We start from the raw sequence: 14477 nt of genomic DNA on the forward strand, positions 1-14477 counted from the left end.
ACTCGCTATTGCTCAATATCCGGAAACCATTCATTCAACAGCTCACGAGAGCGTTTAAGCTCATCGCGCCAGGTATCAACTCCAACCACGGTTGGTTTCAACAGGATCACCAACTCCTTTTTCTCCTGACGATTACGACGGTTCGTAAAAAGCTCACCTAGCAGTGGAATATCACCCAAAAGCGGCACTTTACCCACTTCTTCTGAATTCACAGTTTGCATGAGGCCGCCCAGTACAACAATTTCACCATTGCGCGCTTTAACAATAGTGTCTGATTCGCGGATATTGCTGCGCGCCAGCGGCAATACGAGCTCACCATCGGTTAAGGTAATGACTTTTTGTTGCTCTTCTGTTTCAACAACTGACGGGTGTACGTGAAGGATGACCTCACCGTCGTCGCTAATTTGCGGGGTAACATCTAACGATATCCCGGAGAAGAACGGCGTTAAGTCGACATTTGAGTTGGATACAGCGGCGCCGCTGCCACCGGCAAGGTTCGTCGTAGAGTCGACGTTCGTTACGTAGTATTCATCTTCGCCAATTTTGATAACGGCTTTTTGGTTATTTGAGGCACTAACACGTGGGTTAGACAGAACCTGCACGGTGCCTTGGGTTTGCAGCATTTCTATCATGCCGTTAAAGCCATTCGCTTCATCACTGTAGCTAAGGCCAAACAAACCACCGATAGCTGCGGAGGTCGCATTACTTGGCGTAACGCCGTTAAATTCGACATCAAAACCCGCACTACCCGATGCCAAATCACTCCAGTTAATCCCCTGCTGATAACCGTCATTCAGAGTCACCTCTATGATCCGGGCTTCCAGTATCACCTGACGTTGCAAACGACTTTCAAGAGTGTCAATAAAGTCACCCACCGCTCGTAACTTATCTGGTGAAGCCGTAACGCTGACAATACCCGCCTGCGGTGACAAAACGACATTGCCGCCACCAATAATGCCCTCAATCACTTCTTTTAGATCGCCCCACAAGTCTGTTTCAGACTGAGTGTTGATGCTGGAGCCGTTGCCTTGAAGCTGCTGACTTGTACGATTGTAATTACCGTTCTCGTCACCGAATAGTGGCGTTCCATTAGAGTTTACGGCACTTGAGTTATTGCGGTTGTTTCCCCCAAAGCGATTATTATCGCGCTCTTCGCTCACGCCACCGCCGGATATTTCCGTTTGCGACATGCCAAAGCGTTTTAACGACAAGTAATCGAGCGAGAACGTTTTTGTACGCACACCCGCGGGGTAAACCTGAATGGTTCTCCCCTGACGGCGAATCTCAAAACCATAAATGTCCTGAACCGCACTCAAGGTTTCATTGAGCGTCACGTCTTTAAGGCTCAGTGAAATAGAGCCTGAAACGTCCGGATGTACCAGCATGTTATAAGGCGTATCAGCGGCCAAACCATAGAAGAATTGTTTCGCATCAATATCCTCCGCCTGCAGCACAAAACGGTCTTCTTCGAGAAGCTCAATACCCTGTTGCTGCTGCGCACTAACGTCTTGACGTAAGTACTCACTGACCGCCGTTGGCATGCCTTCCTGCCGCGCCGGCGCCACTGCGTTAGCTTGACTGTCGGGCGTCATGGCTTCCTTTTGTTTATTTGGAGTATACCCCGGTTGATACGCGCATCCCGCTAAGGCGACACCCATTGCCAGCAATAGTATTCTCATTGTTCAGCTCCCGACTTCAACTCCGTTAGCGGCTGAAAAACATTCAACGTAATACGCTCACCACTTCGGTTTAAATTCACTTTATTCGGTAATATTTCTGACACCGTAAAACCGGCAATGGTATTGCCCTCTCGCAAAGGCGTACCATTAATAATGGCCAGTTTCTTAACGTCAGAATAGATAATTTGTGTCAGCTGAATATCCGCAACTTCAGCCAATGCTAATGACGGCTCCACATTCACAGGCGGCCGTGTTGGGTCCTTTTTCTGGGCACTGACGCTTGTAACCGACCCTACCAACAATATCAGAACAACACCTAACCATTTAACCACTGATAAACTCCTTGTCGGTACTCAGCAAATGCCACTCCAGAGTTATCTGCCCTTGGGGGTAACGTTTAACCTGATAATCAAAGTGAGCCCAAATGACATTTGGGTGCTGGCTTTGCAGCGCTCTCACAAACGCTAAAACGTCAAAATAGGTACCAGTAAATACAGCTTCTACCGCATGCTCATAAAGTGCAATACTTCCTGTTTCAAAGACTTTACGCGGCTCTTTAGCGGTCAAACTCTGTATTTCTAAAGCGTCCGACGTATTCAAAACGCTGTTCAGAAATTCTCTGCGCTGCGAAACTTCTTGTAAGGTTGCACTATTTTCTACCGACTGCCGCGCATTACTTGCCGACATCTGCAGTTGCTTTATCTCCTGTCTTAGCGGCTCGTTAATGTCCTCATCGAACTCGCCTTCCAGCTCACCCACCGCCGAAAGAACCTGCTCAATTTGCTGATTCAAACGTTTATTTTCAGCGCTAAGAGCTGCAGCTCTCTCCAGATCCGGCATTATGACGTAGCTCAGCATTGGCAACACTGTCAGCAAAACAGCGGCAGCCGCTATCATGACTCGCTGTCGTGCCGGGAGCGTGCCAAAACTTTCTTCTAAATACTGCCAACGGTTCATTCTTCTGCTGGCTCCTCACGTCTTTCGGTACGCAGTTGAAAAGACTGGTAGCCTTCTTCGCTACGTGACAGTTCAACAACCGCAAAGCGTTTACTAGCTAATAATTCGGACTCGTCAAACTTATCCATCCATGACACTAGCTTTTCTGTATCCGTTGCGTAACCCTTTAGATATATCTTTTCCCCGTCTAGCCCAAAGCGTTCTAACCAAACGCCTTGTGGAGTAATGTCCGACAGCTCACTCAATAATGAAGCAACCGCCGAGGACTCAGACGCTTCAAAGTCACTGATACTTTGTCGAAACGTTCGTGCATCCTGAATGTAAGCTTGCAACTCAGCTTTCTTAGAGACCAGTTCAGGGCTCTGTTTACGGTTACTTAAACGGTCACGTAAAGACGTCAGTTGATTATTGGCGACATTAAGTCGCTCTGTCAGCTCATTATTTGTACCTCGTGTCTGACTGTGTTGCCAACCGGAAAAAATCATTAATGTAAAAACCACGACCACCAAGGCAACCAGCCCTGTCGCTAATTTAGCAAGTGTGAGCCGCTGTTGGACCGGTACCAAGTCGCCCCGATATAAATTAACGCTTTGCTTCATACCCGCAACTCCTCGAATACGGCGAGGCCAGGCAAGTCTGTAAAATCACCTTCTATTAATTCTTGCGTCCACTGCGGATAACGGTAAACGTCGCACTCGACCGCCAGCATTTGCGATACATTTTTTACCACAACCCCTGGCTTTACATGTTCAATGGCAATATGAATGTGCTTTATGGGTGCTTGCCTTAAGTGACTCTCGAAATAATCGACTGATCGTTGCAGTTCCGTCGCCAGCGGCTCCAATGCTCCCGCCTCTATTTCCTCTTCGGTATAAGCGTCTATCGCAGCAACACCACGCAAAAGACGCGTAAACAACAGTCCCTTCGAGGTGTAAATTTGAGTTAGGTAATGCCCTTCCTGGGTTTGATAAATGACCATTTCCGGATGTGCGGGCGGCTTAATTAGGCTAGGCAACGTCAGTTCAGAAACGGTAATGGCGACTAACGACAAGTCGCTTTCAGCAAAAAAGTCCACCCAAGGTCTCAGTAAACTCTTGCTTGCGGCTACCGCTACAATCTTATCCTGACCGGTTGGTTGTTCTGGAAATTCATAATAATCCGCAACAATATCGCTGGCAGATAACGAAACCAGATCATTTAAGCTGTACTTCAAACTTTCAGCGATTTCTTCCGGATCGACCATCGGTCGATCAACCAGCACAGACTCATAACAATCAGAACCTAATACCAATGATACCGAGGCATCTTTTAACGAAAGACGCTTGTATTTTTTAAGAATATGAACTGCTTTTTCAATAAGGCTGCCGGGAGTCGCGTCTTCTTGGTCATTCACAATGAGCTCGCACTTCCCTGCGTGACTTTTTGCGACTAATAAACGCACACTTTTTTGCGTAATTTGGAAGCAAACGTGATGAGCATTTTGTTTCTGTTGCGTAAATCCAAACACCCGGCAACACCTTTTAATTATTTTTACAGCATCTTATCAGAATCGTTGTAAAGCACATTATAAAATGCACTGCACACACACAAACATAACTAATGTCATAACCCGTTTTTCTAAGGTCTGCCGTCACTAACGCTTCACTTGCCAGTTCAGCGGTTCACCGGCCCAATACGGCACCATAGGTCCATTTGCGGTATCCACCGTTGCCGGCACCTGCCAAGGCTCTTTAATCAGAGTCAATTCGCTGGTATTTCTTGGCATACGGTAAAAGTCTGCACCAAAGCCACTGGCGAAGTCGGCCAGCTTATCCAGCGCACCATGCGCATCGAAAAACTCAGCGTAGAGTTCAATAGCGGCTGGCGCCGAGTAACAGCCCGCGCAACCACAAGCGGTTTCTTTCTTGTCTTGTGTATGTGGTGCAGAGTCGGTTCCCAAAAAGAATTTAGGGTTCCCCGATAAGGCGGCTCGTTGCAGCTCCATTTGGTGAGAGCGGCGTTTTAAAATAGGCAGGCAATAATTATGTGGACGAACACCGCCCACCAACAAGTCATTGCGGTTCATGAGCAAATGCTGTGGCGTCATCGTTGCAGCCACATACTCAGACGACTCTTCAACAAAGGCAACTGCGTCTGCGGTGGTAATATGCTCCAGTACCAAACGCAATTGGGGGAATTTTTCAGTAATAGGCCGTAAATGGCGGTCAATAAAAACTTTCTCACGATCGAAAATATCCACGTCGGCATCCGTTACTTCGCCGTGCACCAACAGCGGTACCTCGTGTTGCTGCATGGCTTCCAACACTGGTGCCAGCGCGTCAACCGACTTAACCCCGGCCGCGGAATTGGTTGTTGCCCCAGACGGGTACAGTTTAAAGCCAATGATATGCTCGTTGACAGCCGCTTCGGCAACCAGACCGGGTGTCGTTTCAGCAGTAAGGTAAAGTGCCATCATAGGCTGAAACGTTTGTCCTTCCGGCAGCTGCTTTAGTATGCGCTCACGATAAGCCATCGCTGCTTCAACGGTTGTTACCGGCGGCACTAGGTTGGGCATAATAACCGCGCGGTTAAACACCGCTGCGGAAGCCGGTACGGTGGTTGCTAACATCGCCTCGTCACGCAGGTGCAAGTGCCAGTCATCGGGGGTTGGAATTGTGAAAGTTTGCATAGTCATACGCCACTGAAAAATGATGCCCTATTGTAGCGTATTATTCCGTCGCTTGTTAGCGCAGCTGCATGGCCTCTTTCCAGTGCTTTCGGCAGCAAGACACGTAACGGTCGTTGCCGCCTATGGCTATTTGTTGCCCCATGCGAACCGCATTCCCCTGCTCGTCAACTCGCAACGACATCGTGGCTTTGCGCCCGCAATGGCAAATGGTTTTCATCTCCACAAGCTTGTCGGCAACGGCCAATAACACCGCACTGCCCGGAAATGCGCTACCAAAGGCATCGGTACGAATGCCGTAACACATAACGGGAATGTCATCGGAATCAGTCAGGGTCGTCAATTGCCAAACTTGTTGCTCGGTTAAAAACTGGGCTTCGTCAATCAAAACGCAGTCAATTGCTTTACGCTGATGCTCCTGTCGAACAAGCTCGGTTAAGTCGCACTTATGGGTAAAAGACAGTGCTTTGCGGTCAATACCTAAACGTGATGCGATTTTGCCGTGCCCGGCTCTATCGTCGACCGCCGGCGTCATTAGCAAGACATGCTGCTCACGCTCTTCATAATTATGCGCTACTTGCAGTAATGACGTGCTTTTACCCGCATTCATGGCGGAGTAGGTGAAATAAAGTGAAGCCATTTCTATTCTTGTTATTTTTAATACGCTGTCGGAATTGATGCAGAGATTAGCACGATTTTATGCCAAAATGTGACAAAGCAACGCAATTCAGGAGCTCTTCCCATGCACTACTCCCCCGAATTTATTAAAGCCATTCCCAAGGCAGACTTGCACCTGCACCTAGACGGTAGCTTACGTGCCAGTAGCCTTGTCGATATGGCAAAGCGCTCGGGTATTGAACTTCCCAGCTATACCGAAGAAGGCTTGTTCGAAAAGGTATTTAAGTCGCACTACAACAATTTGGGTGAATATCTCAATGGCTTTCAGTACACCTGCGCGGTACTGCGTGACCTCGAAAACTTAGAGCAAGCCTCTTATGAATTGGCGGTTGATAATCAGGAAGAAGGCGTTAATTACATAGAGGTTCGGTTCGCGCCGCAGCTACTGATGGATCCGAGTAAGGGCGTTACCTTCGATACCATTATGCACGTGGTTAATGACGGCTTATCGCGGGCGAAGAAAGAGTACAACAATCGTTCGGACGTTAAAAACGGCGATAAGCCTCCGTTTGACTACGGCATTATTAACTGCGCCATGCGCATGTTCGGCAAAAAAGGATTTTCGCCCTATTACACACAAATATTTCAGTTGATGCGCGACTTTGAACCGATGCAAGTGATTAAAACGGCAGCAATGGATTTAGTGCGCGCCAGCGTTCGCATGCGCGACGAAGAAGGTATGCCGATAGTTGGACTGGACATTGCCGGTCAGGAAATTGGTTACCCCGCCGGTGAATTTAAAGAGGTGTATGAATACGCGCACGAGAACTTTTTACTGAAAACCGTGCATGCGGGTGAAGCTTATGGCGCGGAGAGTATCTTTGAAGCGTTAACCAAATGTCATGCTGACCGACTGGGTCACGGATATTCATTGTTCTCGCCAGAAATGACCGAGGATCCGTCCATTGAGGACCCCAAAGCCTACGGTGAGAGTTTGGCTTCTTATATTGCTGACCGCCGCATTGCAGTGGAGGTATGTTTAACCAGTAATTTACAAACAAACCCAGCTATTGGTGACATTAAAAATCATAACTTTAAGCACATGCTGGACAATCGTTTAGCCACTATTATTTGTACCGACAACCGTTTGGTGTCTCGCACAACGGTCAGTAACGAATACCAACTGGCACTGGATAACTTTGATATTTCATTGAAACGCTTAAAGGACATTGTCGCTTACGGCTTTAAAAAGAACTTTTTCCCGGGACGTTATGTTGAGAAGCGTGAATACGCCAAGCAGAACCTGGCGTATTTTGACAAGGTAGTCGAGCAGTTTGGACTCAGCGAATAGCTCATAGAAAGTAGAAAGCCGCATTCAGTGCGGCTTTTATATAGTAAACTTTATACACTTTTAATTTTATTTCTGGTTAGAACGGAATATCGTCGTCAAAATCCGTATCCGGTGAAAACGGTGCTGGTTCAGCAGGCTTCTGCTGAGGCTGTTGGCTCTGTTGAGACGGTTGTGGTGCCGGGCGTTGTTGCTGACCACCGTACCCACCTTGTTGTCCGCCACCATAACCCTGGCCTTGAGGAGGTCCGCCCTGCGGGCCACCTTGAGGACCACCACGAGAGTCAAGCATCTGCATTTCGTTGATAACGATTTCAGTCGTGTAACGCTCTACATTGTCCTGACCGGTCCATTTGCGTGTCTGCAAACGTCCTTCAACATAAACTTTAGAACCTTTCTTAAGGTACTCACCCGCAATTTCTGCCAAACGGCGATACGCCACACAACGGTGCCACTCGGTTTGCTCTCTTGGCTCACCGGTCTGCTTGTCTTTCCAGGTTTCACTGGTCGCAATAGATAGGTTGGCTATCGCTGTGCTGTTCTGGGTATAACGCACTTCCGGGTCCGCACCCAGGTTACCAATTAGAATTACTTTATTCACACCGCGGCTGGCCATTTTACTCTCCTGTTCTTAATGCACCGAGCAGTTCATTCACTGCTTTTTCATCGTACGCTTTTTTATCGACTTTTAAATACGTTGCCTGATCGTCTTCGACCCAGCGCGCCTCTTTCACACCTGCAACGGTTAGTAACTGCTCACTTAGGCTTACAGCTTTGTCTTTCGTAAGGTTTGGTGTTGATACTGACAAGCTGGTGACGCTTTCCGGGTTCTTCATCAGGAAGCTGATAACAAACCAACATAGTAGCAAGATCAAACAGAATACCACAATGCCCGATGTCTGATAGTTTTGTAAGACCCAACCGCCTGCAACACCGCCGACAAATGCGCCTAAAAACTGGCTGGTTGAATAGATGCCACTCGCACTGCCTTTACTCCCGGCAGGCGCTATACGTGTTAGTAGCGACGGCAAACTGGCTTCAATAAAGTTAAAGCCAGTGAAGAAAACCACCAACGCGACCACCAGCCAAACTGCTGAGTTACCGGCATAAAACACCGAAGCCAATGACAAAATTAAAATAGCGATAGACGCCCGCAACCATTGTACTGAGCTGTTATTACGCGAACTGCGAATAATCATTGGCACCATCAATGCAACTGACGCGGCCAGTGTCGGCAAATAAAACCAAGCGTGTGTTTGACTCTCAAACCCCGCACTTTGCAGTTGAGTGGGAATCGTCACAAACCAGGCCGTTAAAATGGCATGAAGTACAAAAATACCGGTATTCAGGCACCAGAGCTGTTTATGCTTCAGTAGTTTTTTCAATTCCGAAGCGACCGGCAAAGACTCTCGCCGTGCGGATGTTGTGACCACATCAGGCACACTCATAACGAGCACCAATATACCTAACACGCCGGTAGCCGCAGTAAACCAGAACAGCCCCGACAAGCCGATTACGCCGCCTAATAGCGGTCCAACAACTAACGAAATAGCAAACGCCAGGCCAATGCACATACCAATAATCGCCATAACCTTCGGGCGCTGTTCGTCACGCGAGAGGTCAGCTGCTAATGCCAGAATGGCGGCGGCTATCGCACCAACGCCCTGAAGCGCGCGACCAACACTCACCATGATCAGGCTGTCTGCCAATGCGGCAACAATACTGCCCAGTATAAACACCACCAGACCACCGATGATAACTGGCTTTCGACCAATACGGTCGGACGCCATACCTAACGGAATTTGCAAAATAGCCTGGGTGAGTCCGTAAGCCCCTAACGCGACACCGACCAGAAGCGGTGAGTAGTCAGGATAGGCTTGTGCGTAAACCGCCAATACCGGCATGATCAAAAACAGCCCTAACATCCGTATACCAAATACAGACGCCAGTGAGAAAGCGGCTTTTCGTTCAGTCTTATTGAGCGAGTGTTGCGTCATGTTACTGCGTTCGCGCTAGTATCAAAATGAATCATGCGGATATTGTACCAGAAGGCACACACTGTGCGATAATGGCGTTTTGTTGTCGACTTCCTACAAGTTGAATATCAACTGCAAAACAGACGGGAATTATGGAAAACATTGAAGTACGCGGTGCGCGCACGCACAACCTGAAAAATTTCAATCTGACGATACCCCGTGACAAACTTATTGTCATTACCGGCTTATCCGGTTCAGGCAAGTCGTCGTTAGCGTTTGACACGCTCTATGCTGAGGGTCAGCGTCGATACGTTGAGTCATTATCGGCCTACGCTCGACAGTTCTTGTCACTGATGGAAAAACCCGACGTTGACAGCATAGAGGGTCTGTCTCCCGCGATTTCAATTGAGCAAAAGTCGACGTCTCACAATCCTCGCTCCACGGTCGGTACCATTACCGAAATTTATGACTACCTGCGCCTAATGTACGCACGTGTTGGTGAGCCTCGCTGTCCAACGCATGACGTGGCACTGGCTGCACAAACCGTATCGCAAATGGTCGACAAAGTGCTGGATGCGCCAGAAGGCGAGAAGCGCATGTTATTGGCTCCCATTATTCAAAACCGCAAGGGCGAGCATTTAAAGGTCTTAGAAAATTTAGCGCTGCAAGGCTTTATCCGCGCACGTATCGACGGTGAAATTTGCGACTTAAGCGACCCGCCTCCGCTAGAACTTCAGAAAAAGCACACCATTGAGGTGGTGGTAGACCGCTTTAAAGTCCGCGAAGGACTGGAACAACGTTTAGCCGAATCGTTTGAAACCGCGTTGGAGCTGAGTGGCGGCACGGCGCTAGTGGCGCCAATGGAAGGCGGCGAAGAAACCTTAGTGTTCTCGGCGAATTTCGCCTGTCCGCATTGTGGATACAGTATGCAGGAGCTAGAACCTCGCCTGTTTTCATTCAACAACCCGGCGGGTGCTTGTACGACGTGTGACGGCTTAGGCGTTGAACAGTTTTTCGATCCACAAAAAGTGATTGTTAATGACGAAATTTCGTTAACTGGTGGCGCCATTCGCGGCTGGGATAAACGTAATTTTTATTACTACCAAATGCTTCAGTCACTGGCTAAGCATTATGGGTTTAAGCTGTCTGAGCCCTTTAAAGACTTACCGGAAGAGATTCGGAATATCATTCTGTTCGGCAGCGGTAAAGAAGAGATAAAATTTACTTATATGAATGACCGCGGCGATAAAGTCGTCCGCGAGCATGCCTTCGAGGGCATTATTCCGAACATGCAACGCCGCTATCGCGAAACTGAGTCTCAAGCGGTTCGCGAAGAGCTGTCGAAGTACGTTGCAACACAACCTTGTAAGAGTTGTCATGGCACACGCCTGCGCACCGAGGCTCGCCACGTATTTATTAACAATGTGACCTTACCGGAAGTGGTCGAGCAGTCCATTGGTGACGCTATGGCCTTCTTCCAGCAATTAGACCTGGAAGGTCAGCGTGCTCAAATAGCTGAGAAAATTCTTAAAGAAATTAACGACCGCCTGCGCTTTTTGGTGAACGTAGGCCTTAACTACTTGAGTCTATCTCGCAGTGCAGAAACCTTATCCGGAGGCGAAGCTCAGCGAATTCGCCTAGCCAGTCAAATTGGTGCCGGCTTAGTCGGTGTTATGTACGTTCTTGATGAACCCAGTATTGGTCTGCATCAGCGCGACAATGAACGCTTGTTAAATACCCTGACGCACCTGCGGGACTTAGGTAATACGGTTATTGTCGTAGAACACGATGAAGACGCAATTCGTCAGTCCGATCACGTCATTGATATAGGCCCGGGCGCTGGTGTTCACGGTGGTGAGATTATCGCTCAGGGCAACGTGGACGATATAATAGCAAGTAAAGACTCACTAACTGGTGACTACTTGTCAGGCCGTAAACTGATTGATGTGCCTGCTGAAAGACATAAACCAGATGATCGCCAACTGGTGATAAAAGGTGCCAGTGGTAATAACTTAAAAGACGTCACCATGACGTTGCCGCTGGGCGTTATGACGTGTGTGACTGGGGTCTCAGGCTCAGGTAAATCAACACTGGTCAATGACACCTTATTTAAAATTGCGCACCGGGAGCTCAATGGCGCAACAGCCGATGTTCCGTCACCTTGTGAAAGCGTCGACGGTTTCCAGTATTTGGATAAGGTTGTTGATATCGACCAAAGCCCGATTGGCCGAACGCCACGGTCAAACCCGGCAACGTATACCGGCATATTCACGCCTATTCGCGAGCTTTTCGCTGGTGTTCCTGAAGCGCGGGCACGTGGCTACAAACCGGGCCGCTTTAGCTTTAATGTACGCGGTGGTCGTTGTGAGGCATGTCAGGGTGATGGCGTCATTAAAGTTGAAATGCACTTCCTGCCAGATGTCTATGTGCCTTGTGATATTTGTAAAGGCAAACGTTACAACCGTGAAACGTTAGAAATTCAGTACAAAGGCAAAAACATTCATGAAGTGCTGGAAATGACCATAGAAGACGCTCGTGAGTTCTTCGACCCAATTCCAGCCATTGCTCGTAAGCTGCAAACGCTCATGGATGTCGGTTTGTCCTACGTTCGCTTAGGCCAATCAGCAACCACGCTCTCAGGCGGTGAGGCACAACGTGTTAAACTGTCGCGCGAGCTGTCTAAGCGCGACACTGGTAAGACACTGTATATTTTGGACGAACCAACGACTGGTTTGCATTTCCACGATATAAAACAGTTACTGGCAGTGATTCATCGACTGCGTGATCATGGCAATACCGTTGTTGTTATCGAGCATAACTTAGATGTTATTAAGACAGCCGACTGGATTATTGATCTTGGTCCCGAAGGCGGTTCAGGTGGCGGGGAGATACTCTGCGAGGGAACACCGGAAGCCATTTGTGAAAACAAACAATCGCATACGGCCCGTTTCTTGAAGCCGATGCTAAAATAAAAGGAAGCAGTATGTTATCGGAAGACTTTAAAGTTCGATTTTATGAAACCGACGCGCTAGGCCACGTAAACAATACGGTCATCCCCGGGTGGATTGAGACCGGCCGGCTGCCAATATTCGAGTTTTTTGGTGAAATGTCGCCAGAAACCCAAAGTTTAATCGTGGCGCGACTGGAGGTGGACTATTTGTTTCCCATTTACTTTGGTAGCCCAGTTACAGTAAATACTTATGTCACCAGAATGGGCGGCAGTTCGTTTGATATTACCACCGAAGTTTGGCAAAAAGACAAACTGTGCGCTAAAGGTAAGTCGGTATTAGTTTATTTCGATTATCAGAAGGAGTGTTCAGTGAAGCTACCTCAGGATATACGAGAAAGACTTGCAACAATAACGCATCCGGAGCACCCTCTTGACGCGTGATATTGTCAGCGGCGGGCAGCACATACATGCGCCTGACGACTTAACCCGCCTGTTACAGGACATTTACGAGCAGGCGATGACAATAAAAACCGGCAAGGTGGCGGATTACATACCCGCCCTTGCTGCGGTTGACCCTGAGCAATGCGCACTGACACTGGCAACACTTGATGGCGAAACTTTCACTGTTGGCGATACCCAAACCCAATTTTCTATTCAATCCGTTTCAAAAATTTTCGGTCTTATGCTGGCCATGGAGCGACTTGGAGATGAATTATGGGATCGTGTGAAAATGGAACCTTCGGGTCAGGCTTTTAATTCAATTGTGCAGCTTGAGTGGGAAAAAGGCATACCGCGTAATCCGATGATTAACGCTGGTGCTATTTTGATCAGCGATGTCCTTGTTAGCCATTACTCGGCAAGTAAAAATGCCGTTTTAAGCTTGGTACGCAGCCTTTGTGGTAATGAAGCCGTGTACGCTGACCATGAAGTGCATGAATCAGAGAAAGACCACGGACACCGCAACGCCGCATTAGCTCACTTAATGAAAAGCTTCGGCAACATTGACTCTGACGTTGAAGAGTTGCTCGATCACTACTTCTGGCAGTGCGCGCTTTCTATGTCCTGTGAAAACTTGGCTCGGTCATTTACGTTTTTGGCAAATGACGGGGTTTGCCCGTTCTCGAAAAAGCAAATTATGTCCAAACGTGACTCACAACGCATTAATGCGCTTCTGTCCACCAGTGGTATGTATGACCAAAGCGGCGAGTTCGCGTTTACCGTTGGCGTACCAGCGAAAAGCGGAGTCGGTGGCGGCATTGTTGCCGTAGTGCCGGATTTCGGCGTAATCTCTGCCTGGAGCCCTCGTTTAAACGAGTTTGGAAACAGTGCTCGCGGCATGTTTATGGTACGGGAAGTTGCCAACAAACTGGGCTTAAGTGTTTATTAGTTGCTAGCGAATTGTCGACGGGCGATATAGCTGGAATCGTTCCATATTAAAGCGTCGAAAAAGCCGATCAATTTCACCCTTTCGGCCTAATTCACTCAACATCCGCTGTAACGTTGATGCTTCAATTTTTTTAGAGGGCCCAACCAGTAAGTGAAGTTCGTACTGAAAGTCGGTGCTCTCGGCCAGCAATAAGTTCTCCACTTTAATTTGCTGAGAACCGTCCAACGCTGCCAATAACTCGTCGTTAACCGTGGTTAGGTCAACTCGACCACCTAAAACCATTCGAATATTCGTTATTCTGGAGTCGGCGAGGTAAACCGTATACTCTTGCTTGAGCTCGTCAGATGCTTTCAGTTCTCCGGCAATTAAATAATGATAACCTTTAACGCCAGCAAACCGTTTGCCTTCATAACTGTTAAAAAATGACTGTGTTCTACCAGCTTTCTTAGCCGCTACCAACCGCTCTTTTCCACGAACTAATGGAAAAGTTTTTTCAATTTCTACATCGTGATTTCGCCAGCCCCAACTTGGCGACTCAAAAAATATGGCATCGCAGCAACCACCGACGCTTAGCGCTTCATAACGCCCAGATGGAGGTATCACCTCGATGATGAATTCATAATTGTCCTGATGCTCATTAAGGCGTTTAACCAGCTCGCGGGTTAAATCGGTTTCCAGAATGTCGGAAAAATAAGGCGGGTAGTCGTAAGCCGCAACATAGACCTTTGTCTGTGCTGCTAAAACCCCACTGTAGAATAATGCTGCGAAAAGCAGTAAAAAACGACTCAAAAGCCCCATACTTTACGGTTATTAATAACGATCATGACATTTCATCTTTCACTTTTGATGCTTCAATGTCAAGAACTGTAAAGATGAGCTGTTAAACAGCTATAAAAA

At 48.0% G+C, this 14477-nt stretch carries 14 protein-coding genes; 4 read left to right on the plus strand and 10 right to left on the minus strand.

From position 1 onward, the window contains the following. Positions 1-5: 5 nt before the first annotated feature. The 7 genes from mshL to CEW91_RS10865 form a co-directional block, all read right to left on the minus strand. A complete protein-coding gene (mshL, locus tag CEW91_RS10835; protein WP_088768980.1) occupies positions 6-1679 on the minus strand; it encodes a pilus (MSHA type) biogenesis protein MshL in 1674 nt (557 codons plus the stop codon). Then, on the minus strand, positions 1676-2011 hold the full coding sequence (locus tag CEW91_RS10840; RefSeq protein ID WP_088768981.1) for a general secretion pathway protein GspB: 336 nt from the start codon (positions 2009-2011) through the stop codon (positions 1676-1678). The genes mshL and CEW91_RS10840 overlap by 4 nt, the downstream gene beginning before the upstream one ends. After that, positions 2004-2636, minus strand: coding sequence for a Type II secretory pathway component (locus CEW91_RS10845; protein WP_088768982.1), 633 nt, complete (start codon positions 2634-2636; stop codon positions 2004-2006). The genes CEW91_RS10840 and CEW91_RS10845 overlap by 8 nt, the downstream gene beginning before the upstream one ends. After that, positions 2633-3235 (minus strand): PilN domain-containing protein, encoded by a 603-nt coding sequence (locus CEW91_RS10850; RefSeq protein ID WP_088768984.1) that lies wholly within the window; start codon positions 3233-3235, stop codon positions 2633-2635. The genes CEW91_RS10845 and CEW91_RS10850 overlap by 4 nt, the downstream gene beginning before the upstream one ends. Next, positions 3232-4077: a Type II secretory pathway component gene (locus tag CEW91_RS10855; RefSeq protein ID WP_232506965.1), complete on the minus strand. Its 846-nt coding sequence runs from the start codon at positions 4075-4077 to the stop codon at positions 3232-3234. Before CEW91_RS10855 ends, CEW91_RS10850 begins: the two co-directional genes overlap by 4 nt. A gap of 192 nt (positions 4078-4269) precedes the next feature. Next, a complete protein-coding gene (gene pyrC, locus CEW91_RS10860; RefSeq protein ID WP_088768988.1) occupies positions 4270-5304 on the minus strand; it encodes a dihydroorotase in 1035 nt (344 codons plus the stop codon). A 55-nt stretch (positions 5305-5359) separates the two neighbouring features. Next, the gene (locus CEW91_RS10865; RefSeq protein WP_088768990.1) at positions 5360-5941 is read right to left on the minus strand and encodes a thymidine kinase; all 582 of its coding nucleotides are present in this window, start codon (positions 5939-5941) and stop codon (positions 5360-5362) included. A gap of 102 nt (positions 5942-6043) precedes the next feature. On the opposite strand from CEW91_RS10865, the gene CEW91_RS10870 reads away from it, so the two are divergent. Further along, a complete protein-coding gene (locus CEW91_RS10870; protein WP_088768991.1) occupies positions 6044-7270 on the plus strand; it encodes an adenosine deaminase family protein in 1227 nt (408 codons plus the stop codon). Between the two features lie 76 nt (positions 7271-7346). Here the strand turns inward: CEW91_RS10870 and ssb are convergent, their stop codons facing one another. Both ssb and CEW91_RS10880 read right to left on the minus strand, forming a co-directional pair. Beyond that, positions 7347-7883 carry a single-stranded DNA-binding protein gene (gene ssb / locus CEW91_RS10875; RefSeq protein WP_088768993.1) on the minus strand — a complete coding sequence of 179 codons (537 nt, stop codon included), beginning with the start codon at positions 7881-7883 and terminating at the stop codon, positions 7347-7349. A gap of 1 nt (position 7884) precedes the next feature. Then, positions 7885-9264 carry an MFS transporter gene (locus CEW91_RS10880; RefSeq protein WP_088768995.1) on the minus strand — a complete coding sequence of 460 codons (1380 nt, stop codon included), beginning with the start codon at positions 9262-9264 and terminating at the stop codon, positions 7885-7887. Positions 9265-9395: 131 nt separating this feature from the next. Here CEW91_RS10880 and uvrA point away from each other — a divergent pair, with 131 nt between their 5' ends. The 3 genes from uvrA to glsA are packed head-to-tail and all read left to right on the plus strand — an operon-like array spanning position 9396 to position 13580. Further along, on the plus strand, positions 9396-12215 hold the full coding sequence (uvrA, locus tag CEW91_RS10885) for an excinuclease ABC subunit UvrA (protein WP_088768996.1): 2820 nt from the start codon (positions 9396-9398) through the stop codon (positions 12213-12215). A gap of 11 nt (positions 12216-12226) precedes the next feature. Then, positions 12227-12634, plus strand: coding sequence for an acyl-CoA thioesterase (locus CEW91_RS10890; protein WP_088768998.1), 408 nt, complete (start codon positions 12227-12229; stop codon positions 12632-12634). After that, the gene (glsA, locus tag CEW91_RS10895) at positions 12624-13580 is read left to right on the plus strand and encodes a glutaminase A (protein ID WP_088769000.1); all 957 of its coding nucleotides are present in this window, start codon (positions 12624-12626) and stop codon (positions 13578-13580) included. Before CEW91_RS10890 ends, glsA begins: the two co-directional genes overlap by 11 nt. Positions 13581-13583: 3 nt before the next feature. Here glsA and CEW91_RS10900 read toward each other — a convergent pair whose 3' ends face one another. Next, positions 13584-14378 (minus strand): ABC transporter substrate-binding protein, encoded by a 795-nt coding sequence (locus CEW91_RS10900; protein ID WP_088769002.1) that lies wholly within the window; start codon positions 14376-14378, stop codon positions 13584-13586. Positions 14379-14477 lie beyond the last annotated feature (99 nt).

It is taken from the genome of Idiomarina piscisalsi (assembly GCF_002211765.1).
GTDB classification, from domain to species: domain Bacteria; phylum Pseudomonadota; class Gammaproteobacteria; order Enterobacterales; family Alteromonadaceae; genus Idiomarina; species Idiomarina piscisalsi_A.

Excerpts from the sequence above, each read along its gene's own strand:
- uvrA (WP_088768996.1), top strand. The coding sequence starts at position 9,396 with ATGGAAAACATTGAAGTACGCGGTGCGCGCACGCACAACCTGAAAAAT.
- CEW91_RS10870 (WP_088768991.1), top strand. The coding sequence starts at position 6,044 with ATGCACTACTCCCCCGAATTTATTAAAGCCATTCCCAAGGCAGACTTG.
- CEW91_RS10850 (WP_088768984.1), bottom strand. The coding sequence starts at position 3,235 with ATGAAGCAAAGCGTTAATTTATATCGGGGCGACTTGGTACCGGTCCAA.
- CEW91_RS10845 (WP_088768982.1), bottom strand. The coding sequence starts at position 2,636 with ATGAACCGTTGGCAGTATTTAGAAGAAAGTTTTGGCACGCTCCCGGCA.
- CEW91_RS10900 (WP_088769002.1), bottom strand. The coding sequence starts at position 14,378 with ATGGGGCTTTTGAGTCGTTTTTTACTGCTTTTCGCAGCATTATTCTAC.
- CEW91_RS10865 (WP_088768990.1), bottom strand. The coding sequence starts at position 5,941 with ATGGCTTCACTTTATTTCACCTACTCCGCCATGAATGCGGGTAAAAGC.
- mshL (WP_088768980.1), bottom strand. The coding sequence starts at position 1,679 with ATGAGAATACTATTGCTGGCAATGGGTGTCGCCTTAGCGGGATGCGCG.
- ssb (WP_088768993.1), bottom strand. The coding sequence starts at position 7,883 with ATGGCCAGCCGCGGTGTGAATAAAGTAATTCTAATTGGTAACCTGGGT.
- CEW91_RS10880 (WP_088768995.1), bottom strand. The coding sequence starts at position 9,264 with ATGACGCAACACTCGCTCAATAAGACTGAACGAAAAGCCGCTTTCTCA.
- pyrC (WP_088768988.1), bottom strand. The coding sequence starts at position 5,304 with ATGCAAACTTTCACAATTCCAACCCCCGATGACTGGCACTTGCACCTG.
- CEW91_RS10890 (WP_088768998.1), top strand. The coding sequence starts at position 12,227 with ATGTTATCGGAAGACTTTAAAGTTCGATTTTATGAAACCGACGCGCTA.